The sequence below is a fragment of the Pedobacter humicola genome, from assembly GCF_056490705.1.
This window is the reverse complement of the sequence record NZ_JBWJIG010000016.1, coordinates 78760-104164: the sequence shown is the minus strand read 5'-3', so window position 1 is coordinate 104164 and position 25405 is coordinate 78760. Positions and strand designations below refer to the sequence as shown.

The window sequence follows — 25405 nt, the reverse complement described above, 5'->3', positions numbered from 1 at the left end:
CTCTTTTTCGGAATAATACTTACAGGTATCAAACATTTGTATAACCTTGCTGTTACAAAAGGTAGACTGAACATTAAAATGCTCCTTCTAAATATAGAAACCCTTCACTTTAACGTCTATCGATCACTATAAACCGTAATAACAACAATGGAAAATACGTTCGGAAAGAATATTATTCCCGATAATGATATCGAGCGTATTGAAGCCCTCAAACGTTACAGAATATTAGATACACCACCCGAAAATGCCTTTGATAATATTGCGAAGCTGGCCACGCAAATATTTAATGTGCCCATTTCATTAATTTCACTAGTTGATGCCGAACAGGTTTATTTTAAGGCCAATGTGGGCATGGGCAGTGCCCGAACTGCTCAAAGGGGGGTAAGTGTATGTTCACTCGCTGTTTTGGACCAGGAAGTAACGGTTTTTGAAAACGCACCGGAAGAACCCTGTTTGCTCACCAACCCGAATGTAGCGGGTAGCTTTGGTTTAAAATTCTATGCAGGCGCGCCATTAACTACAGCCGATGGTTTCAGGATTGGCACACTGTGCATTATAGATAAAACACCACGGAAATTCGATGCACAGGAAAGGGCCATTATGGAACGCATGGCCAAAATAGTGATGGATGAAATTGAGCTCCGTCTTTCTTCGATTAGTGAAATAGAAAAACAGCACGAGTTAATGGAAGAGTTTGCGGCAGCTAACGAAGAACTGTTGGCCGCTAACGAAGAACTGATGCGTAGTCAAAAGGAAATAGAGGGACTTAATGTCGAGTTATCCGAAAGCAATGAAGAAATTAAGGTTGCCAATGAAGCGCTTTTATCGGCGAACGATGCATTAAACGTAACCCAGAATAGTTTACTGTTGTTAAACGCAAAACTGGCCGAAAGCGAAAACCTAAAAAATATGGCTATAGAGCAGGCCGATTTGGGGATATGGTATATTGACGACGAAACAAGAGCATTTATTCCTTCACTGCGCTTAAAACAGTTTTTTGGTTATCAGGAACATGAAACCATGCCATACGAAGCTGCTGCAGAACAGATAAGGGAAGATTATCGGGCGAAAATAATCGAGGAAATTAATCAGGCTTTCTTAGGCAATAAATCATATGATCTGGAATATCCGATTATCGAATTAAGAACCAAACGGCAACGTTGGGTAAGATCGACAGGGAAACTGAACCCAACCAGAAAGGGGAAAAAATCTTATTTTTCCGGTACCGTGATGGACATTACGGAACAAAAAGAAAATGATCAGCGTAAAAATGATTTTATCAGCATGGTAAGCCACGAACTCAAAACACCCCTAACCTCAATGGGTGGTTATATTCAGGTATTACAAATGCGTGCCCATAAGATCAAGGATACTTTTAGCGGGAACATTCTGGATAGGGCTTACATCCAAACCAAAAAGATGAGTACCCTGATAGATGGTTTTCTGAACATGAAAAGGGCAGAAACCGGAAAAATACCCATCAACCTGAGGCTATTTGATATGGCCGATCTGGTAAGAGAGGCAGAGATCGAATCGCTGGCTACCATATCCTCACACCGTATTATTTTTGCACCTGTAGAACATACCCCTGTTAACGCCGATAGAGATAAAATAGGACAGGTAATTACGAATCTCATTAACAATGCGGTAAAATATTCTTTACCGGGTTCTACCATTAACGTAGCCTGCGTTACCATAAATCAAACTGCCCAGGTAAGCGTTAAAGATGAAGGCATGGGGATCCTGCCTACCGATCAGGAGAGATTATTTGATCGTTTTTATCGGGTAAATAGTAAGCAGATGGCCAACATCAGTGGTTTTGGCATCGGTCTTTATCTGTGTGATGAAATCATCAGAGGGCACTGCGGAAAAATCTGGGTAGAAAGCGAACTTGGTGTAGGATCTACCTTTTATTTTAGTCTGCCCCTCTAAATCATGATAAATGACCTCAGATTGTAAGGACTGCCTTCAGTTGAGACGCAAAGCATTAGCCACGGTGACACTGATTAACAGAGAACATGATTCATTTTTTGTGTTTCAGTGACAAGCAGTTCGCCATAAAGCTTTCCAAAATGGGGAGATTAATCTCAAATCAAGAGCAAGTTATTATTCATCAATATTTTTTTACATTTTTTAAAACAATATACATAGGGGAGTTGTTCTATTGTTACATCTACCGTAAAACAAGAACAAAACAGACTTTGCACAGCAAGGTCTGTTTTTGTTTTGACCCCATTTTTAGACAGATAATTGCCAGTAGGAACGATGGCCAGATTGTTGTAGACCTGATACCGAATTTAGCATATTTCTATGACACATTTTAACCAGAAAATTGTTCAGTTTGTATTAGCCACAGGGCAATCATCATTTTATCATCAACATGATTTAAAAGAATAAAAATGGATTTACAATTAAAGGATAAAACAGCTTTTATCAGCGGATCTACCGCTGGTATTGGATTCGCAATTGCCGAAAGTTTGTTAAAGGAAGGTGTAAAAGTAATTATCAATGGCCGATCGCAAGAGGGGGTAGAGGAAGCGGTTAAGGCGTTAGAAGGTATTGCCGGGAACGGATTGGTGTCGGGCATTGCCGCCGATTTTTCTAAAGCCGAAGAAGTAAGCAACCTCATTGCAAAATTGCCGGAAGTCGATATCCTGATCAACAACGCCGGAATCTTCGAGCCTAAAGCATTCGAAGAAATCAGTGATGAAGATTGGTTCAGGTTTTTTGAAGTTAACGTAATGAGCGGCATCCGCTTGTCTCGCGAGTTGTTCCCAAAAATGTTAAAGAAAAACTGGGGCAGGATTATTTTTATCTCCAGCGAATCGGCCGTATTTATTCCGGATGAAATGATTCACTACGGCATGACTAAAACCGCACAGCTGGCCGTTAGCCGTGGTTTGGCTGAACTGACACAAGGTACCCAGGTAACCGTAAATTCAATTCTGCCCGGCCCTACAAAGTCAAAAGGTGTGGGCGGTTTTATCGAAGATCTGGCCAAAAAAGGAAACATTAGCATAGCAGAAGTAGAAGCCGATTTCTTCAAAAATATGCGGCCAACTTCATTACTGCAACGCTTTTTGGATGTAAGCGAAATTGCCAACGCCGTTACTTTTTACGTGAGTCCGCTGGCTTCTGGAACCAATGGCGCAGCGATCAGGGTAGAGGGTGGTTTGGTGAGATCGATATTGTAAGACGATAAAACCGTTTAGCTATTGACGTACCCGTTTGGAAACGAGCGCAAGCCAGGTTATTTCTGCTAATGCTCGTTTCCAACGAGCGTTGACTGGTTAATCGTTTAAAATGATAAAACCGTTCAGCTATTGATGCGCTTGTTGGGAAACTAGCGCAAGCCGGGATTATCAAAATGTAGAACAATTAGTCCATTCCATCTTCCATCATTCATTCCTCATTTCCGTATAAAATATTTATTTTTCTCTCCCATAGGGGTAAGTGTGCAGTTCGTTGTCTCATTTTAAAAATAGACAAAAATGAACAGCACTTTGACAAAAATTAAAAACAGATTCGCCACAAATACCACCCTGAAAAAAATAGCAGGGATTAAGGTATTGGGTTTGGTAATATTGATCAGCACCAGCTTAAACAGTTTTGGGCAGGAAAACAAAAAAAATAGGGTAAATATCGGTTTGGTATATCCGATCAGTACAAACGGTACACGCGCCGCGCTGGATACAAATGTATTTTCGTTGAACCTGTTGGCTGGTGTTTCGGCAGCAGAAAAGGGAATCTCTTTTGCCGGCCTTTCCAATATCATCCGTAAAAATGCCAATGGTACGCAGCTGGCCGGTTTTTCCAATCACGTTGGTGGCCAGGCACAGGGCGCACAATTTGCGGGATTTATGAATACGTACGGTGGCGGCAATGGTGTGGCAATAGCCGGTTTTACCAATATCTCTACAGGAAATAGCGGCGCTCAAATCGCTGGTTTTATGAACTGGGCCGCTAAAAATGTGTCTGCCGTACAAATTGGCGGTTTTATGAATAAGGCTGCGGATGTAACGGGATCACAGATTGCAGGTTTTATCAATATCGCCAGGAAAGTGAAGGGTGTTCAGCTGGCTGGTTTTATTAATATTGCCGATAGCAGCGACTACCCGATCGGGATCATCAACATTGTTAAAAACGGCGAAAAGAGTATTGCTTTAACCACCAATCAAAATTTAACGACCATGGCCACTTTCAGGTCGGGCGGTAAAGTACTGTATGGCATTATCGGTGCGGGTTATAACTTTAAAAACAACGACGAGGTTTATGCTTTCGAAGCCGGCTTAGGGGCACATTTTTTCCAGTCAGAACATTTCAGGTTAAATGCTGAACTTCTTGGAGGTTCATTGCAGAATTTTAAACGCGGTAATTATTTTAAATCTACCTTCCAGCTGATGCCTTCATTTAGAATAGGTCCTAATCTGGAAATATTCGCCGGGCCATCATTCAATTTTGTATCCACCAATACCGAAGAAGGCAAAACCCTGCAAAAACATTATGTAAAAACCTGGGATAGAAAAGACAATAGTCTGCACGGTTTATTCTTGGGTTATACAGGTGGTTTGGCGATAAGCTTTTAGTAATTATTGGATGAGAGAATGTTGGTCTTGCGCGACTCCATCATTCTCGCCTTCAAAATTCACTCATTACAAAAACAAACATATATTTGATTACAATTAATTCAGTGGCCTTAACAGCAGTAGCTTCCGGAATTGCACATCGGTACGATGATGAAACCGCATTTGAAACATTATTCAAAACGCATTATAATGCCCTGCATGCTTATGCACAGGTGATCTTAAAAGATGAAGATGTTGCCGAAGAGATTGTACAGGGCATGTTCCTGAAGTTTTGGGAGAAAAGGGCTGGCCTGAACATACAATCGATAAAAGCATATCTCTATAAATGCGTTTACAACGACAGCTTAAATTACCTTAAGCAGGAAAAAACCAAAAGTAAATACCAGGATTTTACTGTACACACCATGAACACAGAACATGAGCCTGCCTCACTAAAAGTCGAACTAAGCGAGCTGCAACAGCATTTAAGAGAAGCCTTAAACCATCTGCCCGAACAATGCCGTACCATTTTTCAAATGAGCAGGTTTGAGGAACTGAAATACCGCGAAATAGCCGATCATTTAGGCCTCTCGATCAAAACGGTAGAAAACCAGATGGGTAAGGCCTTAAAGATTTTAAGGCTTAAACTGGCCGATTTCCTGATATTGGTTTTACTGGGGCTATGGTACTATAAGGATTTTTTTAATTAGAAAGAAGAAAGCGCATGACTGATGAATTATTGATGAAATTTCTTCTAAAAGAAAGTACTGTAGAAGAAAACAAAAAGGTAGAAAAGTGGCTACAAGCTACGGAGGCCAATACAAAACATTTTGCGCAGCTGGAAACCATCTGGCAGCTAAGCAATACGTTAAAAAATGAAGGCAAAAGGGACAAAGAGCTGGCCTGGACAAGCTTTAAGGCAAGGAGAGAAGGTTTAAAACCACAGGGAGGAACCATAAAACCGTTAAATGCCCCCAGGCTTTGGTTAAGGATTGCTGCGGTATTGTGTATTGCTGTGGGGGGATGGCTGGGATACAGTTTATTCGGCCCCGGAAATTATACTGAATTAACGACTAAACAAGAGATTCGTATGGATACCTTGCCCGATGGATCAGCATTGACGCTGAACAAGAATACCAATATCAGTTATGCCGGTAATTTTAAGAACAACAGAAAGCTGAAACTGGTGCAGGGCGAGGTGTTTTTTGATGTGGCCAAAGATAAAACCCATCCTTTTGTAATCGGTATCGACCGGGTAAGTGTAGAAGTGGTGGGTACCTCCTTCAACATCAAACACCTCCAAAAAGATACCGAAATTAATGTAGAAAGCGGAATAGTTAGGGTCCGCTTTGCGAATCAGGAAATCAAACTTTACAAAGGCGAAAAAATCCTCATTACCAGCAATGAAGGTAAACTGGCAAAAGAACAAAGCACCGATCAGTTGTATAACTATTATAGAACCAGAATATTCCAGGCCAATAATATCCCATTATCAAAACTGATAAATACCTTGAATGAAGCCTATGGAACCAATATCACTTTAGATCAAAAGGCAAAGTCATTAACGATCAGTACCACTTTGAGAATGGGTTCTATAAACGAGAACCTGAATATTATCTGTGAAACTTTAAATTTAAGCATTACCCGTAACGGCGATAACATTTTGCTGTCTGATAAACATTAATGAGAAATATACTGGTTATTTTATTGCTCTTTATTTCGGGCTACTGTATGGCACAGGTTACTATGGTAGATTACCGCAGGAATTTATCAAAAGGGGTTACGCTAAACGTTAAGCAAGAGCGGGTAAGCACTGTTTTGCAGATGATGAGTAAGGCGGGAGGATTCTATTTTTCTTACAATGGCGTTTTGTTCAGGCAAGACAGTCTGGTAAGTCTGAATGTTAAAAATGTCCCCGTCCGTGAAGTTTTAGACCAGCTATTTGAGGGGAAGGTAGATTATAAAGAAAACGCCGAATATATTATTTTGCGTTATGCTGTGAATCATTTTACCATCGAAGCAGAACATATTGCCAATGGCGACAATGAATATGCGATCAGTGGCTATGTGATCGATACCCGCACTGGAAATAAGGTAAAACAGGCCAGTGTGTACGAAAAGAGATTACTCCAGGCAGCACTTACCGATAACATGGGATATTTTACGCTACGCTTTCGGGGCGAACACAGTGGCGTAGTTTTAACGGCCAGTAAAGAAACTTACCGCGATACCGCATTGGTTTTTTTGGCCGATATCAACATTAAACCCACAAAGTATGAGGATCCCAATAAAGAGCGTGGTGCCTTCTTTTCGAACACCTTCGGTGGACGGGGAATCTGGCGGTTTTTGCTCTCTTCCAAACAACGGATCCAGAACCTGAATATCCCTGATTTTTTTGCACAGACCCCTTTTCAGGCTTCATTTACACCAGGACTAAGCTCACATGGCAGCATGAGCTCGAGTGTAATCAATAAGGCCTCCTTAAATATCCTTGGAGGCTATACTGCCGGCACAGATGGTGTAGAGGTTGCGGGTGTTTTCAACTTAACCAAGGGCGATATCAAAAAAATCCAAATGGCAGGTTTGTTCAATATCGTGGGCGGATCGGTGGAGGGAACGCAGCTTTCGGGCGCTTATAACGACGTAAACCTCGATATGGATGGTGTGCAGATAGCGGGCCTGTTAAACAGGACAGATGGCAAGGTTCGGGGCGTTCAACTGGCCGGGGCAGGCAATGCTGCAAAAGATGTAAATGGGGCACAGGTAGCAGGATTGATCAATCTGGGTAAAAATATAGCCGGTGTGCAATTGACTGGTGTGCTCAATAAAACTTACGGCCGTTTAAAGGGAGCGCAAATTGCGGGGCTTGTTAATTATGCCAAAAAGATGGATGGCTTTCAATTGGGTGTGGTTAATCTGGCCGATTCCTCATCAGGCGTCAGCATCGGTTTAATCAACCTGTCCGGCAACGGCTATCGTAACATAAGTGTTTATACCAATGAGGTGATCAATACCAATATTGCCTTTAAAACCGGGAATGCCAATCTGTACAGTTTACTCATTGCCGGTAAAAACTTTTCAGACACCGCCCAGGTGCTTACATTTGGTTTGGGCCTTGGTCACGATTTCGTACTGAACAAACGCTTCTCCATCGCAGCAGAAGGCACCATCCAATCGATATACCTGGGGAGTTTTGAGGAAGTGAATAATCTGTTTAGGCTGCAAAGCCATTTTCAGGTGAATGTATTATCGCGACTTACCGTTTTCGCCGGACCCGCTTATTCTTATTATGTAATGGGTACACCAAGTAGTACCTCTGCCAATCATTATAAAAAAGAATTTGCACCCAGTCGGCATCGCGATTTTAGTAATGGTGCACAAGGCTGGTTGGGCTGGAACTTTGGACTTACGGTTTCTTTATAACATCAGTTACCGCTGTTCATCTACGAATACTTTCTTTACCGCATTCAGGTATCCATAACCAAAAACATTGTCAGGCTGGAGATAACTGGTTTCCGTCCATTCGTTCCAGCTGTTGATGGTAATTAAGGGCACCTGTTTTGGATGCGCGTCGGCATAGGCTTTGGCCATGCGCAAGCCCTTTTCGAAATTTTCGGGGGTATTGTTTCTCACCACCGCGCTTTTCCCGGTACGCGGACTATTGTCCCAGCCTACGCTGATGTGCGGGTAATACACAAATTCGAAAGTGGTATCGATGCGTGCCCATTCTTTTTTTACCCCTTCAAGGATGTTTAGATAATCATCGTTTACATTGGCGAAATGACAGAACTGATAATGCGTTGCGCTGGTGAAACCCAGTTTCTTTACAAATGCATTTTCGGGGTTCTGGGTTTTACTCCCATCAAAACCACTATGGTTCATATTGATCGACCACATGGTTAACTGCAATTCCAGTCCAGGAAAGCCTGCTTTTTTTGTTTCGCGTTTAAACCATTTTAATGCGTCTTCAGCCTGTTCCACTCCACCCAGCCCCTCAATGAGCTGCGGCATATCATAGATCATAAAAACCGGTTTCCCGTCTATTTTGTAATATTGCGGCAGTTTGAAATACTTTTCAATATTCCGCTTACATATTTTTTCGAAGTCTGCACGACTCACCTTTCCTGTCCAGATCACATTATTTTCATTGTATTTATTTAAACGGGTATCCCAGGTATTTACCACATCATGGTTGGCCCACATCAGGTAAAATTTCATCTGATCTTTATTGCCGGCTTTTAAAAAACCGTTATCCAAAGTAGTTTCCATAAAGGGCCTGCCATCATACCAGTACCAGTCGAAAATAAATACATTTACCCCATGTGTTACCGCCTGGTTAATTTCCATCGACATTACAGCAGGATCTGCCTCGTTAACCGGTCCCCATAATGGTTTTCTGTTCCAGTAATGACCAGGGAAACGTTCCTGCATATTCAGCACCGTTTCCCACTCCCCGTTTCCTGCCGGCCAGAACGGGCGCAACCTGGGGTCGTCGCTTGCATAGGCAGGATAGAGAAAAGCAGCTACGTCATAAGGTCTTTTAGTTGCTGTGGTTTTGGTTTGTGCAAACAAAATATTTGTTAAAAGAAGGTTGCAGACTAAAAACAGGAGCTTAAGGTATTGGTTTCCTTTCATGTTGTAATTGAGGATTTGGCTTCGGCGTGAACTCAAATATAAATTTAATCCCATGGAAGTATCCATACCCTGTGTAACAAATTCTTTGGGTTATCGCTACTGAGCAATTCCAGCGGTTATTAAAGGAATCTACTTCGTTTTGTTTATATTTGAGTATATATTTTAAGTTATGTTGTTATTCGCAGTTCCGCTATATTTTATTGCCTTTTTCGGTTGGATCTTGTATGCCGCCTTTGTAAAGAAAAACCTGAAACAAAATATGCCGATGGTTTATTTTGGGGGTGTGTTTAGCTTAATCTGGCTGCTGATTGTAACCATCTCCTATGTTTAACAGCAATATTAAGGGATGTCGCAAAAATTAGAAGTATGGCAGAGAGGAACACTGCCCGAAATTGATCCCTTACTCCAGCCGGTTGCCCATGCACTGTTACAGGCCAGGGAAGAGATTGCGGAGTACATGGAGGGGTTTCCCGTAGCTCTATTGTGGATCCGGCCTGCCGGAATGGCCGCTACAGGTTTTCACCTTCAGCATTTAAGTGGCGTACTCGATCGGGTATTTACCTACGCCCGGGCACAAGGCCTTTCCGAATTTCAGTTTGCACAATTGGCCGAAGAAGGCACCGACAAGACAGGTGGCTATACCGTAGCCGATCTGGTCAACCGTTTCAATACCCAGGTAGATCTCGCATTAGAACAGTTAAAAAATACGGATATAGCAACCTTGCCCGATTTTAGAGGTGTAGGCCGCGCAGGGCTTCCATCAACCGTGATTGGTTTGTTGTTCCATGCAGCAGAGCATACGATGCGCCATGTCGGGCAGCTGATGGTGACGGCGGCTGTGGTGAAAAGGGATGATAATCTTTAAGATAGGTGCCTAGCATAATAGGATGTCAATTTAGTCGCAATCTGCGTTATAATCGTTCTTGGAAAGCAGGAACAGGTGCTTTTGGGTGAATACAGTCCCGCTCCCGCTTCTGCCGGTTGAAAAAACCGGCATCCCGCTTCGATCGCCTGCCTGCTGCAGGCAGGGGTTTAAATGGCAGGGTAAGTCGTCCTATCAGGGACTGCAGGGCGCTGAAATGAAATTGGTTATTGGGCAGCATGCCATTGAAGTATATCATTTTTTGCTATCTGGGTTTGTTATTCTTGGAAAGCAGGAACAGGTGCTTTTGGGTGAATACAGTCCCGCTCCCGCTTCTGCCGGTTGAAATAACAGGCATCTCGCTTCGATCGGGTTTAGGTGGCGTGGTAAGTGGTTGTATTAGGGACTGCAGGGCAGAAAAAAGAAATGGATTATCGGGCAGCATGTCATTGAACCTTCAATTTAGCAACAGCACTTCGACTTAAACCCCCTGCCTATTATAGCTACCATTAGTACACACCTGTCTTGTATTGGTTTTTAGGCATTTTGCTAGCTCCCGTTAATAAACCAATGGCTTTACCGAAGAACACCGTCAATCCCAAGGGCCGGAAGAATCAAAAAAACAGTTGCAGAATAGGACAATTGGCAACTGCAAACCTGAAACGCAGTGGTTTTGTGTTCATGAGTAGTATTCAACTTATCCAAGAATTTTGAACACAAAACAAAGTGCCGCTGTTTTTTTGATGTGTAGGGATTGTGCAAAAGGCCCCTTGCTGGATTGACAAAGCGCTTTGGGTACTTTGGCGCTCCAAAGTACCATGCCTCCGCGGCATAGAGCGGAAAAAAACAATATTTATAGGTAGATACTAATTTTTTAGAATTAGTATCATTTAATATCTAGACGATCGTCTTAAGAATGTGTGTTCAAAGCAAATTTAGTTTACAAAGATGTGCCCTAATAGTGGCCGTTGCAGGTGGGTGATAGGAGCAGGCATCGAACGTAGTGAGATAAAGCGGATAGCAGGATTAACGCTAAAAAAAAGCTTTTGCAACTGCTTTCCAAATAACTATGAAATCTCGAATTTTATACTATTTGCGGAACTGACAAATCTTCTTTCTGGTTGATCTGCTTCCTGTACATATTTCCCCAGTTAGACATGGCATCCAGCATGGGTTTCATCGATCGGCCCAAATCGGTTAGCTGATATTCTACCCTTGGCGGCACCTCGGGGAAAACCACACGCGTAATGATCTGGTCCTTCTCCAGTTCTCTCAATTGCGCCACTAGCATGCGCTCGGAAATGCCTTCAATGTCTTTTTTAAGTTCGCCATAGCGCATGGTGCCATAGGATAAACGGCACAATATGGCCGGTTTCCAGCGTCCGCCGATTACGGCTAATGAAGAAGACATACCACAACTGTCGATCATCATTCTTTCGTTTAAAGCATTGGTTGAAGTTTCTTTTCTCATTTCTTACTTATTTGTTAGTACCTAACAATTTGCTGCTTACCTGCAAATGTAGAGTATCTCTTTTACTTTAGCAGAAAATTTAAGAAAATCATGAAAAAATTAACAGATAAAGTCGCCCTGGTAACCGGAGGAAGCCGGGGTATAGGTGCAGCAATTGTAAAAAAATTGGCTGCCGAAGGCGCAAAAGTAGTATTCACTTATGCCAGTTCGCCTGAGAAGGCCTCGGCTATTGTAGCCGAAATTGAGGCTGCGGGTGGCGTGGCCGTTGCCCTTAGAGCAAGCAGTGCTGTACCAGCAGAAGTAACTGCAGCGGTAGCTAAAACGATTACCGATTTTGGCCATATCGATATCCTGATCAACAATGCAGGTATTTATGTGGGTAAAGCTTTTACCGAACACACACTCGAAGATTATAACGAAATTATGGCCGTGAATGTACAGGCGGTTTTTGTAGCGGCTTTGGCGGCAGTAAAAGGAATGCCTGAAGGTGGCCGGATTATTACGATTGGCAGCAATATGGGCGATAACGCTATAGGTCCCGAAACCACTTTGTATACCATGAGCAAATCGGCACTGCAAGGTTTTACCCGTGGATTGGCACGCGACCTGGGTGCACGGAAAATTACCGTAAACCTGATTCAGCCAGGACCGATTGACACCGATATGAACCCCGCAAATGCACCGCTGGCCGATTTCCTGAGAACGCGCCTGGCATTGCCCGAGTATGGTGCTGTTGAAGATATCGCGGCATTTGTAAACTTTATTGCCAGTGATGAAGCGAAGTACATTACGGGTTCATTTTTAACGATTGATGGTGGGCTGAACGCTTAAGAATTGGGGTGGTCAAGCTTGCGCTGGCCGGGATTTAAAAGATCCTGGCCAATAACTTAATTGCTAGGATAATGTCTGAAAGGTTAATATAGGTTGGGATCAGTAAATCTGCCTCAACAAAATTTGTATATTTTGGAAATTGATTTTCTATCTTAGGCTATAAATTAACCTCTAATTTTTATGCTTCTAACCAAATATCTTTGCCGGCTTGGTAGGCCAATGTTTATTCGTGCTGTTTTATCTGCAGGTACTTTAATTTTCCCGAATAAGCAATGCAACGCACAAAACAGTATAGAAAAAAAAATCACCAGGGAAATTGCACATTATTACGACACACTCGACCAAAATAAACTAAAAACAGCGCATACGGTATTTAATGTTAAGGGCAAGACCATTGAAATATTTGGAACAAACCACACTGTTTCGAATGTTGAGGATCCCATGTATAAAAGTCTACGGCTTGAACTTGATCAGATCAACCCAAGTGTCATCCTTACCGAGGCTTATAGCATTGCTTTCCCTGAAGTTGAAATAACAACAGCTTTTGGGGGCGAAAGCGGTTTCGGTATTTTTGAAGCATTTAAAAGAGGTGCTGAAACCCATCTTTGGGATAATGCCAAATTTGGTGCTGTTACCAACCAGCTGCTCAAAGAATATAAGCGCGAAGATGTATATATCACAATAGTATCTTTTTTAGCAAAAGCATATACGCCCGCAAGTGGCATTTCATTCGGGGCCTTCTTTAGTAATATCATTACGATGATGGGAAGTATGGGCTATCCGTTAACCGTTGAGGAATCAAGCCCAGCATATTTTTTGATGTTATATAAAAAACATTTTTTGCAAACTTATAGTACTACACCAAGCAAAAGTGATGAAGAGCAGTACCATAAGGTTTTCAAAAATGGCATTTATAATATTATAAATAACCGAAATCTCCTGCTCAGAGACCAAAATATGCTACAGGTTATTGCAAGGATACTTAAAACCCACAATAAAATTTTTATCATCTGTGGTGCTGCACACCTGGGTTCAATGCGTATAGTACTCAGCTCATATTTAAATAATAGGACAGCTTTAAAAGCTTCGCCAGAAATAACCTCATTGTCTGATCTTGGTAATATACCCAGATTAGGAGAGGAGGAACTTTACATCAAAGAACTTGTACTAGGGAAAAAGAAAGTTTTATTCTGCGGACGAACCGATGATCAATGGAGAAGTTATCAACAGATGGATGCTGCGTTAAAAGAAAAAGTAACCTATTTCAGGCCTGGAGAAATTCTGGTTGAGGGCTTTGGAGACATAGCCAATAGCACAGTCGCTCCTAATAAAGTGGTAGGAGAATCAGGCTTGCTCAGGCAGATTGCGATGGATGAAAAAATTCAGCTAAAGAATTGGGAAAGGGACTTAAGCTATCTGTATTACGCGCTTGCATCAACTAAGGAAAAGATAAGCAGACATGATAAAATACTTTATCCCCAGCAGGAAGTTTATAGCACCATAGTACTGTACAATCTAATCAGAAAACAGTGCAGCATTCGAAATTTTGATACCTATGGAGATTTCTGGAAAGCGGTTATGCAACATTTGGCATTTAGCAATTACCCGCTCCGAAGCAGCGAAATAGATTTTAAAAATTGGAAAAGTACTTCCTCGGCCTATTTAAAAGGCGGATCTTTGATCCCCGATTTTCAAAACGCCATCAATTCGGAGAAGTTAAGGCCGATTTTGGAAAAGATCAGAATTATTAAAGCAAACGAGTTGTTAGATGCGGTTAAAAAAAGCCTTATGCAAAATGAACGGATTGTTGTACAGGGTGATCTGAAAATTATGCTTGCCGTAGAAATGGAACTGAAAAGACAATATCAAATAAAATAGTGATATATGGCAGGCCCGGCTAAGCATATTAAAAGGGTAATATAAGATAGGACTAAAAAATCCATGGGTAACAGTACTTAAATCATCTTATTGTTAACCGCATACGAAAGCGCCTCTACCATGCTGCTCACTTCCAGGCGTTCAAAAATCCGCCTTCTGTAATACTTCACGGTATCGGGCGCTACAAATATTCTATCGGCAATCTGGTTAATGGTTAAACCTTGTGCATGCAGGCGCAATACTTCTATTTCCCTTTTGCTGAGTTTTGGTTTCTCCGATCTGTACCAGATTTTACTTTGGATATCCAGTTTCCAGAAGTCTTCGGTTCCCTGTTTGTAGATACTGATATTGCCTGCCTGCTGGTGATGTGAAATGGAAACAATACATATCGCCTTCCACATCTTTCCTTCGCTGGTTAAAAACAATGGGGTAAGCTTGTGGTTGATCAGCATAGGTTTGCCTTCCTGATTGAGTAAATGGAAATCGTAGGAGATACTGTACTGTTTTTTCTCCTCGCCGGGCACTTTGGCAAAAAAATCAAAACCAGCTTCGTTGATCAGGTTTAACAGGATTAAATCTTTTTCCGGCACATTTCTAAAATAGAATCCGTAGCCCAGTTTGAGTACCTCTTCTGCCGGATAACCACATAAAAACAATGGGTTTTCTGACACATACTCAAAAGCCATCTTTTCATAATCAATCACATACACACTCTCATAGGTTAACCTGGCAAAAGCTTTTACCACTTCGAGATAATTTTGCTGTTGAAGATAGTCGTCGTCTGATATTTTTTCAACCTTATTTTTGGTAAGCAGACCGGAGAGCTTGTTGTGTGTCATTTACGGGATGGCTTTACACAAATTTACACTAAAGTGTAGCCTTTGAAAATATTTTTGTATCCACTTTTACGGAAAAGATTTTGAACGATGAAAAAATGGTCTGAATTGAGCCTGGAAGAATTAAACAAAACCAGGTCAAAGTTAAAAGGTGCCTTAATTGGATTTATCATATTAGGCCTGCTGATCTGTTTAACCTTGTTTTTTCTGAAGGCAAAACTGGTAACCTTTATCCCGGTAATGGTGTTGCCCATCACCTGGTTACCGGTCTATATCTCCTTTAAATCGGTGAGTGATGAGATCAGGTTACGTCAAACGGAAAATATTAATCAATAAAGTGTATGCTTCCCGAGCTGATAAATTGCAGAAACTGCAACCATGTTGTAAATAATCATTTCTGTGGCCATTGTGGCCAGCCCGCGCAGCTTAAAAGGGTCGACTGGCATTATGTGCTGCACGAAATTCAGCATGTGCTGCATTTTGAAAAAGGCATATTGTACACAATAAAAGAATTAATGGTAAGGCCAGGCCATAACATCAGGGCGTTTATTGCCGACAACCGGAGCAGGCTGGTAAAACCCATTCTCTTTATCATCATCACCTCATTAATTTATACTGTAATCGATCATTTCTTTCATATCGAACAAGGATATGTAAGTTACAGCAACAACAAAGTATCAACCGCAGGTTTAATTTTCGGCTGGGTGCAAAACCATTATGGCTATGGCAACATGATTATGGGCATGTACATTGCTTTTTGGCTGAAACTGTTTTTTAGTAAATACGGGTACAATTTTTTCGAAATCTTAATCCTGCTCTGTTTTGTAATGGGCATGGGGATGCTCGTCTTTGCGGTTTTCGCTTTTGTAGAAGGTCTGACAAAATCCGGACTGATGAAGATTGCAGGAATCGCAGGGGTAGCCTACTGTACCTGGGCCATTGCACAGTTTTTTGACAAAAAGAGAACGGTAAACTATTTCAAGGCACTTGTGGCTTACGGTTTAGGAATGATTACTTTCAGCTTGTCGGTGATGTTTCTGGGCTTTTTGATTGATACTTTGATGAAACATTAGGACTTTACAGGCACCATTTCTTCATCATTTTCAGGATAACTATTGAAGAAATATTCTATTTGTTTGATTTCAATTTTACTGAGATTGATGACGGCACCTTCCCATTTCCATTGTAGATTTTCATCACCACTTGAAATTAAGTAGCCTAAATAGGCCTTTTCGAAATCCTGATCGTGCTTAATCACCAGGTCCTTTCTTTCGAATTCCTTTGGTATTTCTATTTTATAGTCTGCTGCGTGTGCCCAAAACTCTTCCAGTATCAGGTGCTCATATAGATAGGCTTTGATCGGCGGGAGTAATGATGGTTTTTCTTTTGACTGGAACAATACAGGACTAATAATAATAAGCCGCGGTCCACGATCGGAGTGTAACGTAAAATGATTGGTTCTAACCATTTTGTAAAGGATTAATGGGCGATTACATCCGCTAAAAAAGGGTTGATCTGGATGTAAACAACCCGGGTATTGAGCACAAAATAATAAAGACCTCAATCTAAGTTTTTTCGGACCAAAACCCAAACTGTCCGATGGAGCTCCGGTCTTGCTCCGTATCTGAATCGAACCTTGTACCTGCCTTTAGCAGCCAAAATTGCTTTTCATGTGTCATGAAATCTTTATGCCAATGATCAGGTGAACAACAGGAGGATTATTGAGTTTAGACGCCGTATCATTGATCAAACCCGCAATAATTTTAGCTATTTTTACCTGATGTTAAATCTTGATTCGTTTCCCGATCTCTTTAAGCAGAATCATAAACTTGGTATCCGGATTATTTCCCCTACATTCGGTCATCTTCCAGGCGAATCGATCGATAAATATGGCCTTACACACCGCAAGCCCTATTACTTTCTCCTGTTTATGGTAGAAGGCAAGGCCCATCATGGTGTAGATCTTCAACAATTTGATGTTGGCAACAACGAACTCTTATTTGTTTTGCCGCACCAGATCCATAAATTACCAGGCACGAATCATGGCATTGCCTATTATAAACTTGGTTTTGATGAGGATTGTCTTTCTCTTTTGCCCAGGCAATACCCCTTTCTGGTTAACCCGCTTAACAATCAAAAGATTCAATTTACCCCAGCTGTTGCTGCAAGGGTAAAATCGGTTTTCGAAATATTACTCGGTTTATTGCAGGTAATGGATACCGGTTACGAATTGATCCTTGCCCACCTCAACAGTCTGCTGGCAGAAATTAATGCCGCTTATTTTGCGAATGATCAAAACCTTACCGACGATAAACTCTCTAAATACATCAGTTTTAAACGTTTTATAGAAAACCACCTCACCGACCATACTTCCGTTATCGATATTGCCAGCCAGCTCGGTCTTAATCCAAATAGTTTGTACCATATCGTTAAACATTATACCGGGCTTTCGCCAAAAACATTTATCACCAACCGGCTAATATTAGAAGCCAAACGCCGTATCTACTATGCTGAAAGTTCATCGATTAAAGAACTGGCCTTTACACTGGGTTTCAACGATCCGGAATATTTCTCCCGTTTATTTAAAAAGGTGACAGGCAAACCGATCGCTGCTTTCATTCAGGATTTGTCAGGGAACTAATTTGTTTTGTCAGGCCTCCTTTGTGCCAGGCTATTGATCTTTGGTTAATTATAAAAACTTGACTGATGAACAGAAAACTTGGAACAAACGGACCCCTAGTATCGGCAGTAGGCCTGGGCTGTATGGGAATGTCGGGCGCTTACGGAGAAAGCGACGATAAAGAATCGATCTCCATTATCGTAAAAGCCCTTGAACTCGGGCATAATTTTTTAGATACGGCCGATTACTACCGCATGGGGCACAACGAAGAGCTGATTGCCCGGGCGATCAAGGGCAGGCGCGACAAAGCATTCCTCTCCGTAAAAACCGGTCAGCTTATTGCCCCCGGACCGAATGGGGCCATGGGACGCGGTCCTGTATATACCCATCCCGATTACATCCGTAATGCGGTAATGTATAGTTTGCAACGCCTCAAAACCGATTATATTGACCTGTATACACCAGCGCGGGTAGACCCCAATATCCCGATAGAAGAAACGGTGGGCGCATTGGCCGACCTGGTTCAAAATGGGGTAATCCGTTATGTCGGTCTTTCGGAGGCATCTTCGGCAAGCATTACAAAAGCGGCTGCCGTTCATCCCATCACGGCACTGCAGATCGAGTATTCCTTGTGGAGCCGCGACATTGAAGCAGAAGTATTGCCCACCATCCGTAAACTGGGTATCGGACTGGTTGCCTATGCCCCTTTAAGCCGGGGTTTTTTAAGCGGTGCATTTAAAACACCCGAAGACCTTAAAGATAGCCGGGTCAACATGCCCCGTTATCAGGGCGAGAATTTCTACAAAAACTTGGCGCTCGTAGAAAAAATTAAAACGATGGCTGAGGTGAAGGGGTGTACCCCTGCCCAGCTGGCTATTGCATGGGTGCTTGCCCAGGGGGAAGACATCATTACGATTCCGGGAACCAAGCGGATCAAATACCTCGAAGAGAATATTGCTGCTGAACATGTTCGGCTCGATAATAAAGAGCTGGAAAGTATTGAAGCCATTATGCCCGCGGGGATTGTTGCAGGTACACGTTATCCCGAAATGTTCCTGAAAAGCTTAAACCAATAAAAAAAAACCGGTTCAGTCCCATCTTAGTGGGAAATACTGAGGATAATTTCAGTTTTTTCCAGCATGGATGGGGCTGATATTGGCTTCCAGAAAAATAAGTGTTAATTTGGTATTCGGTAAAAACAATCGGGAAATTAACATTAAATGAGGGTATGAATACTGCTAACACGCATAACGAGCGCATCGCCAAAATGACCTTTTCTTCGGTTTATCCGATGTATGTAGCTAAAGTGGAGAAGAAAGGCAGAACAAAAACAGAATTGCATCAGGTGATGACCTGGCTAACGGGTTTTGATGACGCAGAACTACAGGCGCTCATCGATAAAAAAGTAACCTTTGAAGAATTCTTCCAAAAAGCTACTTTAAATCCCAAGGCCCACCTCATCACCGGATTAATCTGCGGGTACCGGATAGAAGAAATCGAAAATCCTTTAACCAAACAGGTGCGCTATCTGGATAAACTGGTTGATGAGCTGGCCAAGGGCAGGAAGATGGAGAAGATTTTGAGGGAGGCGTAGAACTATTGTATGGCATTTAAAAATTAAATCCAAAAATGAGCATCTGAAAGTCTTGAAAATCAACAAAAATGAAACTTCATTATAAAATAGAACGCACATCAAAACTGAAAGCAAATGCTTTAAAAGAAAAAATACTTTTTATGGTTAAATAAAGCCGATTATAATTTAATTAAGCAAAAAGACGATAGCATTTCCTTTGACCTTCAAGGTTGGGGATCAAACGGTAAACAATTTGACAAAATAAACGGAGGAACATTTGAGATTATTGAATCTGGTGAAGAAAGAATAATAAGGTTCAGCTACTATTTAACATTAACATTTGAATTGTTTTGGATAACACTATTAATCGTAATAAGCATTTTTAAAGCAGATCCATTTCTTTTTGCGTTGACATGTGGTATTTTGATCCTGATAATTAGATATTTCATGGCAAAATCCAAATGCCAAGTAGTGCTTAATGCAATTGTCGCTGAAACTCCTTTGCACCAAAGCGGGGTTCAGGAAAATGAAGATGAATTTGGTTTCAAATCATAAGGTTGAAAACAATGATAAATTTTTATCGATAAGCCATTATTAAAGTATTATGTTAATCCAACTAGTCCGTATAAATCTAATATATTAATAAAAGAAACTACCTATTTGTATCCTTACCAAGTGTCGTTGGCCTAAAGCCAAACAGCTTTTTAAAAGCAAATGAAAAATGCGACAGGTCTTCAAAGCCCAGATCGAGGTAGATTTCGGATGATGTTTTGCCTTTTTTGGAGATCAGGAAATGTGCCTCTTCCAATCGCTTTTTCACCAGCCAACGGTTGGGCGTATCGTTAAATACCGTTCTAAAATCGCGTTTGAAGGCAGATAAACTGCGGCCTGTTAAAAAAGCAAAACGTGCTATACTTACATTAAAAGTGAAATTACCTTGCATAAATTTCTGCAGGTCTATTTTTTCGGGCATAGCGAAATCAAATAATATGCCTCCAAGTGTTGGCTCAGCCTGTAAAAGAATGAGCAGCAGTTCTTCATATTTCAAATCTTCAAAGGCGGCATTTAACTTTCCGGGGCCATCCTGGTAAGGGATCAGGGAAGAGATAAAACTGGATATGAAGGACACATTTTTTATTTTAAGAAAGGTATCTGACGATTTAGCCTGTGTGGTGAATACCTGGTGTTTTTGCTGGAAATCGCGGAGAAAGGCTTCTTCAAAACAGAACATCACAGGTTCAAATCCGGCTTTATCATTTTTGATTTTATATCTGGCCAGGCGGTTTTTTTGTGCGATGAAATATTCACCCGCCTTGAAGGTGTAGGTTTTATGGGCATCATAACAATTGATCGTTCCTTTTGCCAGGTAGACAAAAACATGATCAGGGATAAACTGCTCCGATAAAATTTCGGCATCAGGTATTTTGGCCAGATTGATCATTTTACAACTCCATATTTTATCATACTCTCCAACGAAGCGAGGATGGCCTGTTCGTTGGTCGAAATGGGTGTCCAGCCTAACATTTTTTTTGCTTTTTCGTTACTTACCTTACGGTTTACCCTTAAAAACATCGCACCTGCTCTGGCCTGTGCATTAAATAAAGCCGCCAGGTGGAGTATCCAGTTTGGAATAGTTTTTAAGGATACCTTGGTAGCAATATCGGGCTTTTTCTCCTTTAAGAGTTTCGCGATTTCAGGCATCGAAATCTGTCCGTCTGCCGATGCGATAAAGCGCTGCCCTTTGGCCTCAGGGTTTTCCATTGCGCGGATATGCAGGTCGGCAACATCCCGCACATCGCCTATATTTAATGGAATGTTGGGCACTGCTTTCATCGATCCGTCTAACAGATGTTTAAGGATATCAAAACTGCCCGAAACATGCGCATTTAAAGAGGGACCTAAAATGGCTACGGGATTAATGGTCGCGAATTCTAAATCACCACCTTCTTTTTTGATAAAATCCCAGGCTGCGCGTTCCGATAACCCTTTTGATTTTTCATAGGTGGATAAACCTTTTAAATTCGGGTCTGTCCAGTCTGCCTCGGTGGTTTCGGTATTTTTATCAGTATGGCTAAAACCCAGGGCACCAAAGCTTGAGGTCATCACCACGCGTTTTACACCCGCGTTTTTTGCAAACTTTAATATCCTTAATGTCCCTTCAATGGCCGGGCGCATGGCTTCGGTTTCATCTTTTGGAATGTCGAAAAATACAGGCGAAGCCACGCTAAGCACATATTTGCAATCCCTCATGGCTTCGGCCCAATGCGCATCTTTTGTTAATTCTGCTTCAATAAAGGAGAGGTGATCAAAAGAGGTGATGCCATTTTGGCCCAGGGTTTCCATGATGGTGTGCTGCGCATCTAAGGACCGGAGCGTGGTTTTTACCCGATAGCCTTTTTGCAGTAACTGGAAGATCACCTGCAGGCCTATAAAGCCTGTTCCACCCGTTACTAAAACTGTTGCTGAATTTTCCATAGTTAAAATCTATAAGGCAAAATTACAGCTTAAAGATAAAGCTAATTAGGTTATAAAGTCCAAATTTACTGGTTTGAAAAGTCCAATCCAACGGATCAATTATTTCATGTTTATCATGATTCTTATAATGACATGAGTACATTTCCGCTTGAGATAGTCAAACGTTTGCGCAGTCTTTTTTTTTGTATCCTGTTGTAAATATAAATACATTAGAATGACGATTTAAACAGACGCTGAGGTTTTGGGACCTGATTCATGCCAAATCATTGGTTCGGTGTTGCCCCTAAAACATGACTTACTAAATCAATCCAAATATTCTAATCTTCAGGAATTTTTGGCATCTATAACCAAATACCTAAAAACCTACCCAATGAAAAAGAAACTATTACTCTTTACTGTTCTGGCCACATTAGGCCTTTCGGCCTGTAAAAAAGCAGCTGTATTGCCCGAAGAAACTGTGAGCAGTTCAAAAACAACAAATGGTGCCACGGTGGAGTCTGCCACCCAGGTCAATGTCTTTAATGTTACGGAAAAAATAGACGGATTAGCGGATAGAAACCGTTTACAAGACAATTGGCAATTAACCGATTTTACGGCTACAGGTTTATACATGGCACCTGGTGCGACCTTAAATATAAGCGTACAACAAACCGCGGGCACACGCCTGCCTAAATTGCTGATCGGTACTTATTCGAGGTATGGCACCTGGAATACCCAGCCTGCGGCAGTACAGTTAACCGCCGGCACCAACACCATTAGCAATGCAGTTGGTGGCTTATTGTGGATCAGGTATACGAATGCGACCACGGGCTCGACCGCTAAGGTGACTTTTAACAGCGGTTATCAATATGCTCCATATTACAAGCTTGGCGTAAGTACAAATTCAGACTGGATCAATCAGCTACAAACCTACACTACGCCTGATGTAGTGCTGGAGGGTTCCAATTGTATGCTAGTGGTATCGCGGACAAAAGCCATCCAATACCAAAGCGAAAACCAGGATGCCGTACTTAACAAAATCACCCAGATCATTGCATTGGAGGATGATTTAAACGGTTTAGACAATTCCTTACCCATACATACAAAAAGCGTGCATACCTATCTTTTAACGCAGCATGAGGATCCTGCTTATTATTTTTTCGCCTATGATTACCGTACGGCCTACATTACTTCGGATGTAAACGCCATTTTAACACTCAGTGCGTTAAATGATGGCTGGGGCGTATGGCACGAACTGGGCCACCAGCACCAAATGAAGTGGCGTTGGGGTGCATTGGGCGAAGTTTCGGTAAACCTGTACAGTTTATATGTTCAGCGTATGCTTACACCCGGCCCTAACAGGTTAGTAAAGGATGGCGTTTGGCCAAAAGCCTTTGCCTATTTAGGAAAAGCAGCCGGAACCAAAGATTATAACGGGGCTACAGGTTACGCCAATCCTTTAAGCGATCTGTTTATCAGGCTCTGCATGTTCCAGCAATTAACGCTCGCTTATGGCGATAATTTTTATAGGACATTGGCGAAAGAAATGCGTACCGAAAATCCAATATTGGCCAATGAGGATGCCCAGATGCGCTATTTTATGTTGAAAGCTTGTAATATATCAGGCAAAAACCTCAGTAATTTCTTTCAGAAATGGGGATTGAATCTATCAAGCCCGGCTGCTACCACTCAAATTTATTCGGATATGGCTGCTTTAGGTTTGCCTGCGCCAGGTACAGATCCATCAACACTGCAGGATAATGTTGCCCCCTTAACAGAATTGAGTAAAAGTGGATGGAGCATCAATTCGGTAAGCTCCGAAGAAATCAGTGGTGAGGGTGCTGTCAATGGTAGAGCGGTTACCCTAATAGATGGCAACGAAAATACCTTCTGGCATTCACGTTGGACCAGTTCTGCCACCAGTTATCCGCATCAGGTGGTGATCGATCTGGGTTCTTCCAAATCGGCCAAAGGTTTAAGTTTAGTACAAAGAAGTGGATTAAGCAGGGCGATTAAAAACTTCCAGGTTTTAACCAGTACCGATAATGTAAATTTTACGGCAGTAAATAATTATGTTGCACAGAACGCTGCGGGTGTACAATATTTTGCATTTGGCAGTGCCAAAACGTTCAGGTACCTTAAGGTAATTGCCACTTCTGCGCAAGATGGATTACAGTTTGCCTCCTTGGCAGAGCTGGGATTATATAACTAAACCTTTCCTATAAGAGCGCCTTTCGGCGCTCTTATAGGAACTAATAGGCATTTTTATCTCCCTTGATCATATTCATTAATGTCTGAAAAATGATCTGGCAATCGAGCCATATACTATAGTTTTCAATATACCACAGGTCGAAGTCGACACGTTTCTGCATCTGGCCCGAAAGCTTGGTTTCGCCCCTGTAGCCGTTCACTTGTGCCCATCCTGTAATTCCCGGTTTTACTACATGTCTGAGCATATAATTTTGAATGGTATTTTTCGATTCCTGGTGCAAAGGAATGGGATGCGGACGCGGGCCTACCAGTGCCATATCGCCCATTAACACATTGATAAACTGTGGAAGCTCGTCGAGATTCGTTTTCCTGAGAAACCGGCCTATCGGGGTAACTCTCGAGTCGTTGAGCGTAGCCTGAAGGTATTGTCCGTTCGCATTTACGGTAGCGCTATTGCTGATCATAGAGCGGAATTTGTAACATCTTATCCTTTTGTTGTTTAAACCCTGGCGTTCCTGTACAAACAGCACCGGACCGGGAGAAGACAGTTTGATCAGCACGGCAATGATAGGGAAAAGCCACCAAAACACCGTAAAGAAAAGTATCGTCATGAAGCAAAGTTCGAAAATGCGTTTAAACCTTTGTTTCGTCAAATCATCCAAAGGGGAGGTACGGATGGTTAAAAGTGGAAATGAACCGAATAAATTCATACTGGCTGTAGATGTGCAGAAACGATGGCAATCTGCTATAATCCTCACCCGTTTGGCCTCTTTTTCGCTGGCGATAATAATTTTTTCCATTTCAACAGTCTGTGTTTCTGGCAAGGCTACAATAACATCGTCTATTTCATAATCTTCGAGTATTCCGGAGAGATCGGATATTTTCCCCAGGTAATATTCGTTGATTTCGGGATTGCTTTGCTCATCTACAAATCCCACACAGCGGTAGCCGAAGTGATCGTTGGAGGTAATGGTGTTATAGAATTTCATTCCGGTATTACCAGTGCCTACTATCAGTACGTTTTTGATGTTATAGCCGTTCGATCTCAGCCGGAGCAAAGACTGCTTTACAAAAAATTTAACCACGGTAATGCCGGTAAAGATTAAAAAGGCATGTAGTAGCGTAAATGTTCTGGGGTAGGGGAAGTATTTAAAACAATAGAAAAAAAGGAAGGTGAAGAAACAGGCGTGAAGCAAGGTGGTTTTGAGAATAGCGATAAACTCATAGGCGAACGATCTTGTCCTAAATTCTTCATACAAATGAATAGACATACCAATAACAGTCCATGAGCTAATGCTTATACCCAGTAGTAATAGGTTGAATAACGAAAAGTGGAGGTTGCCCAGGCCAGAAGTATACTGAAGCGTACATAAAAAAGCCAAAATCAAAACGAAGTAGTCCAATAAGAGTCTGAGTAGGAAATTAATGTGGATGTGAGTTTTCATATTAAACGTTTTTAGAGAGTGATG

At 41.8% G+C, this 25405-nt stretch carries 23 protein-coding genes; 16 read left to right on the top strand and 7 right to left on the bottom strand.

What is annotated here, in order from left to right; translation table 11 throughout:
- Positions 1 to 147: 147 nt before the first annotated feature.
- From AC04Q1_RS21585 to AC04Q1_RS21560, 6 genes are all read left to right on the top strand, one after another.
- The gene (locus AC04Q1_RS21585) at positions 148 to 1932 is read left to right on the top strand and encodes an ATP-binding protein (RefSeq protein ID WP_478366615.1); all 1785 of its coding nucleotides are present in this window, start codon (positions 148 to 150) and stop codon (positions 1930 to 1932) included.
- Positions 1933 to 2399: 467 nt separating this feature from the next.
- Positions 2400 to 3194, top strand: a complete 795-nt coding sequence (locus tag AC04Q1_RS21580) for an SDR family NAD(P)-dependent oxidoreductase (protein ID WP_478366614.1) — start codon at positions 2400 to 2402, stop codon at positions 3192 to 3194.
- Positions 3195 to 3491: 297 nt separating this feature from the next.
- The gene (locus AC04Q1_RS21575) at positions 3492 to 4586 is read left to right on the top strand and encodes a hypothetical protein (RefSeq protein ID WP_478366613.1); all 1095 of its coding nucleotides are present in this window, start codon (positions 3492 to 3494) and stop codon (positions 4584 to 4586) included.
- Between the two features lie 86 nt (positions 4587 to 4672).
- Positions 4673 to 5275 (top strand): RNA polymerase sigma-70 factor, encoded by a 603-nt coding sequence (locus AC04Q1_RS21570; protein WP_478366612.1) that lies wholly within the window; start codon positions 4673 to 4675, stop codon positions 5273 to 5275.
- A gap of 14 nt (positions 5276 to 5289) precedes the next feature.
- On the top strand, positions 5290 to 6249 hold the full coding sequence (locus AC04Q1_RS21565; protein ID WP_478366611.1) for a FecR family protein: 960 nt from the start codon (positions 5290 to 5292) through the stop codon (positions 6247 to 6249).
- Entirely contained in the window at positions 6249 to 7988 is a 1740-nt protein-coding gene (locus AC04Q1_RS21560) for an STN and carboxypeptidase regulatory-like domain-containing protein (RefSeq protein ID WP_478366610.1), read from the top strand. Before AC04Q1_RS21565 ends, AC04Q1_RS21560 begins: the two co-directional genes overlap by 1 nt.
- A gap of 6 nt (positions 7989 to 7994) precedes the next feature.
- On the opposite strand, the gene AC04Q1_RS21555 is transcribed toward AC04Q1_RS21560, so the two are convergent.
- Entirely contained in the window at positions 7995 to 9200 is a 1206-nt protein-coding gene (locus tag AC04Q1_RS21555; RefSeq protein ID WP_478366609.1) for a glycosyltransferase WbsX family protein, read from the bottom strand.
- 169 nt (positions 9201 to 9369) lie between these two features.
- On the opposite strand from AC04Q1_RS21555, the gene AC04Q1_RS21550 reads away from it, so the two are divergent.
- Both AC04Q1_RS21550 and AC04Q1_RS21545 read left to right on the top strand, forming a co-directional pair.
- Positions 9370 to 9531: a hypothetical protein gene (locus AC04Q1_RS21550; RefSeq protein ID WP_478366608.1), complete on the top strand. Its 162-nt coding sequence runs from the start codon at positions 9370 to 9372 to the stop codon at positions 9529 to 9531.
- Positions 9532 to 9546: 15 nt separating this feature from the next.
- Positions 9547 to 10065 carry a DinB family protein gene (locus tag AC04Q1_RS21545; RefSeq protein WP_478366607.1) on the top strand — a complete coding sequence of 173 codons (519 nt, stop codon included), beginning with the start codon at positions 9547 to 9549 and terminating at the stop codon, positions 10063 to 10065.
- A 1081-nt stretch (positions 10066 to 11146) separates the two neighbouring features.
- Here the strand turns inward: AC04Q1_RS21545 and AC04Q1_RS21540 are convergent.
- Entirely contained in the window at positions 11147 to 11533 is a 387-nt protein-coding gene (locus AC04Q1_RS21540) for a winged helix-turn-helix transcriptional regulator (RefSeq protein ID WP_478366606.1), read from the bottom strand.
- A gap of 90 nt (positions 11534 to 11623) precedes the next feature.
- Between AC04Q1_RS21540 and AC04Q1_RS21535 the strand changes: the two genes are divergently transcribed.
- Both AC04Q1_RS21535 and AC04Q1_RS21530 read left to right on the top strand, forming a co-directional pair.
- Positions 11624 to 12364 (top strand): SDR family NAD(P)-dependent oxidoreductase, encoded by a 741-nt coding sequence (locus AC04Q1_RS21535; protein WP_478366605.1) that lies wholly within the window; start codon positions 11624 to 11626, stop codon positions 12362 to 12364.
- A gap of 180 nt (positions 12365 to 12544) precedes the next feature.
- Entirely contained in the window at positions 12545 to 14242 is a 1698-nt protein-coding gene (locus tag AC04Q1_RS21530) for a hypothetical protein (RefSeq protein WP_478366604.1), read from the top strand.
- A 77-nt stretch (positions 14243 to 14319) separates the two neighbouring features.
- On the opposite strand, the gene AC04Q1_RS21525 is transcribed toward AC04Q1_RS21530, so the two are convergent.
- A complete protein-coding gene (locus AC04Q1_RS21525) occupies positions 14320 to 15081 on the bottom strand; it encodes a response regulator transcription factor (RefSeq protein WP_478366603.1) in 762 nt (253 codons plus the stop codon).
- An 87-nt stretch (positions 15082 to 15168) separates the two neighbouring features.
- Here AC04Q1_RS21525 and AC04Q1_RS21520 point away from each other — a divergent pair, with 87 nt between their 5' ends.
- Both AC04Q1_RS21520 and AC04Q1_RS21515 read left to right on the top strand, forming a co-directional pair.
- Positions 15169 to 15414 (top strand): hypothetical protein, encoded by a 246-nt coding sequence (locus tag AC04Q1_RS21520; RefSeq protein WP_478366602.1) that lies wholly within the window; start codon positions 15169 to 15171, stop codon positions 15412 to 15414.
- A gap of 5 nt (positions 15415 to 15419) precedes the next feature.
- A complete protein-coding gene (locus AC04Q1_RS21515) occupies positions 15420 to 16151 on the top strand; it encodes a DUF3667 domain-containing protein (RefSeq protein ID WP_478366601.1) in 732 nt (243 codons plus the stop codon).
- Here AC04Q1_RS21515 and AC04Q1_RS21510 read toward each other — a convergent pair.
- Positions 16148 to 16546 (bottom strand): hypothetical protein, encoded by a 399-nt coding sequence (locus tag AC04Q1_RS21510; RefSeq protein ID WP_478366600.1) that lies wholly within the window; start codon positions 16544 to 16546, stop codon positions 16148 to 16150. The two genes, AC04Q1_RS21515 and AC04Q1_RS21510, sit on opposite strands and share 4 nt — an antisense overlap.
- A gap of 312 nt (positions 16547 to 16858) precedes the next feature.
- Between AC04Q1_RS21510 and AC04Q1_RS21505 the strand changes: the two genes are divergently transcribed.
- The 3 genes from AC04Q1_RS21505 (at position 16859) to AC04Q1_RS21495 (ending at position 19292) form a co-directional block, all read left to right on the top strand.
- The gene (locus AC04Q1_RS21505) at positions 16859 to 17719 is read left to right on the top strand and encodes an AraC family transcriptional regulator (RefSeq protein WP_478366599.1); all 861 of its coding nucleotides are present in this window, start codon (positions 16859 to 16861) and stop codon (positions 17717 to 17719) included.
- Between the two features lie 65 nt (positions 17720 to 17784).
- Entirely contained in the window at positions 17785 to 18774 is a 990-nt protein-coding gene (locus tag AC04Q1_RS21500) for an aldo/keto reductase (RefSeq protein WP_478366598.1), read from the top strand.
- A 152-nt stretch (positions 18775 to 18926) separates the two neighbouring features.
- Positions 18927 to 19292, top strand: coding sequence for a DUF2200 domain-containing protein (locus AC04Q1_RS21495; protein ID WP_478366597.1), 366 nt, complete (start codon positions 18927 to 18929; stop codon positions 19290 to 19292).
- Positions 19293 to 19923: 631 nt separating this feature from the next.
- On the opposite strand, the gene AC04Q1_RS21490 is transcribed toward AC04Q1_RS21495, so the two are convergent.
- A complete protein-coding gene (locus AC04Q1_RS21490) occupies positions 19924 to 20712 on the bottom strand; it encodes a helix-turn-helix domain-containing protein (protein WP_478366596.1) in 789 nt (262 codons plus the stop codon).
- Positions 20709 to 21746: an SDR family oxidoreductase gene (locus AC04Q1_RS21485; RefSeq protein WP_478366595.1), complete on the bottom strand. Its 1038-nt coding sequence runs from the start codon at positions 21744 to 21746 to the stop codon at positions 20709 to 20711. Before AC04Q1_RS21485 ends, AC04Q1_RS21490 begins: the two co-directional genes overlap by 4 nt.
- A gap of 370 nt (positions 21747 to 22116) precedes the next feature.
- Between AC04Q1_RS21485 and AC04Q1_RS21480 the strand changes: the two genes are divergently transcribed.
- On the top strand, positions 22117 to 23937 hold the full coding sequence (locus tag AC04Q1_RS21480; RefSeq protein ID WP_478366594.1) for a M60 family metallopeptidase: 1821 nt from the start codon (positions 22117 to 22119) through the stop codon (positions 23935 to 23937).
- Between the two features lie 40 nt (positions 23938 to 23977).
- Here AC04Q1_RS21480 and AC04Q1_RS21475 read toward each other — a convergent pair whose 3' ends face one another.
- Entirely contained in the window at positions 23978 to 25381 is a 1404-nt protein-coding gene (locus AC04Q1_RS21475; protein ID WP_478366593.1) for an undecaprenyl-phosphate glucose phosphotransferase, read from the bottom strand.
- Positions 25382 to 25405: the final 24 nt, after the last annotated feature.

What these genes read in the sequence shown, in the direction of transcription:
- AC04Q1_RS21475 (WP_478366593.1), bottom strand. Translation starts at nt 25,381, where the DNA reads ATGAAAACTCACATCCACATTAATTTCCTACTCAGACTCTTATTGGAC.
- AC04Q1_RS21575 (WP_478366613.1), top strand. Translation starts at nt 3,492, where the DNA reads ATGAACAGCACTTTGACAAAAATTAAAAACAGATTCGCCACAAATACC.
- AC04Q1_RS21550 (WP_478366608.1), top strand. Translation starts at nt 9,370, where the DNA reads ATGTTGTTATTCGCAGTTCCGCTATATTTTATTGCCTTTTTCGGTTGG.
- AC04Q1_RS21510 (WP_478366600.1), bottom strand. Translation starts at nt 16,546, where the DNA reads ATGGTTAGAACCAATCATTTTACGTTACACTCCGATCGTGGACCGCGG.
- AC04Q1_RS21580 (WP_478366614.1), top strand. Translation starts at nt 2,400, where the DNA reads ATGGATTTACAATTAAAGGATAAAACAGCTTTTATCAGCGGATCTACC.
- AC04Q1_RS21545 (WP_478366607.1), top strand. Translation starts at nt 9,547, where the DNA reads ATGTCGCAAAAATTAGAAGTATGGCAGAGAGGAACACTGCCCGAAATT.
- AC04Q1_RS21585 (WP_478366615.1), top strand. Translation starts at nt 148, where the DNA reads ATGGAAAATACGTTCGGAAAGAATATTATTCCCGATAATGATATCGAG.
- AC04Q1_RS21540 (WP_478366606.1), bottom strand. Translation starts at nt 11,533, where the DNA reads ATGAGAAAAGAAACTTCAACCAATGCTTTAAACGAAAGAATGATGATC.
- AC04Q1_RS21555 (WP_478366609.1), bottom strand. Translation starts at nt 9,200, where the DNA reads ATGAAAGGAAACCAATACCTTAAGCTCCTGTTTTTAGTCTGCAACCTT.
- AC04Q1_RS21500 (WP_478366598.1), top strand. Translation starts at nt 17,785, where the DNA reads ATGAACAGAAAACTTGGAACAAACGGACCCCTAGTATCGGCAGTAGGC.
- AC04Q1_RS21480 (WP_478366594.1), top strand. Translation starts at nt 22,117, where the DNA reads ATGAAAAAGAAACTATTACTCTTTACTGTTCTGGCCACATTAGGCCTT.
- AC04Q1_RS21485 (WP_478366595.1), bottom strand. Translation starts at nt 21,746, where the DNA reads ATGGAAAATTCAGCAACAGTTTTAGTAACGGGTGGAACAGGCTTTATA.
- AC04Q1_RS21525 (WP_478366603.1), bottom strand. Translation starts at nt 15,081, where the DNA reads ATGACACACAACAAGCTCTCCGGTCTGCTTACCAAAAATAAGGTTGAA.
- AC04Q1_RS21520 (WP_478366602.1), top strand. Translation starts at nt 15,169, where the DNA reads ATGAAAAAATGGTCTGAATTGAGCCTGGAAGAATTAAACAAAACCAGG.
- AC04Q1_RS21515 (WP_478366601.1), top strand. Translation starts at nt 15,420, where the DNA reads ATGCTTCCCGAGCTGATAAATTGCAGAAACTGCAACCATGTTGTAAAT.
- AC04Q1_RS21560 (WP_478366610.1), top strand. Translation starts at nt 6,249, where the DNA reads ATGAGAAATATACTGGTTATTTTATTGCTCTTTATTTCGGGCTACTGT.
- AC04Q1_RS21535 (WP_478366605.1), top strand. Translation starts at nt 11,624, where the DNA reads ATGAAAAAATTAACAGATAAAGTCGCCCTGGTAACCGGAGGAAGCCGG.
- AC04Q1_RS21530 (WP_478366604.1), top strand. Translation starts at nt 12,545, where the DNA reads ATGCTTCTAACCAAATATCTTTGCCGGCTTGGTAGGCCAATGTTTATT.
- AC04Q1_RS21495 (WP_478366597.1), top strand. Translation starts at nt 18,927, where the DNA reads ATGAATACTGCTAACACGCATAACGAGCGCATCGCCAAAATGACCTTT.
- AC04Q1_RS21505 (WP_478366599.1), top strand. Translation starts at nt 16,859, where the DNA reads ATGTTAAATCTTGATTCGTTTCCCGATCTCTTTAAGCAGAATCATAAA.
- AC04Q1_RS21565 (WP_478366611.1), top strand. Translation starts at nt 5,290, where the DNA reads ATGACTGATGAATTATTGATGAAATTTCTTCTAAAAGAAAGTACTGTA.
- AC04Q1_RS21490 (WP_478366596.1), bottom strand. Translation starts at nt 20,712, where the DNA reads ATGATCAATCTGGCCAAAATACCTGATGCCGAAATTTTATCGGAGCAG.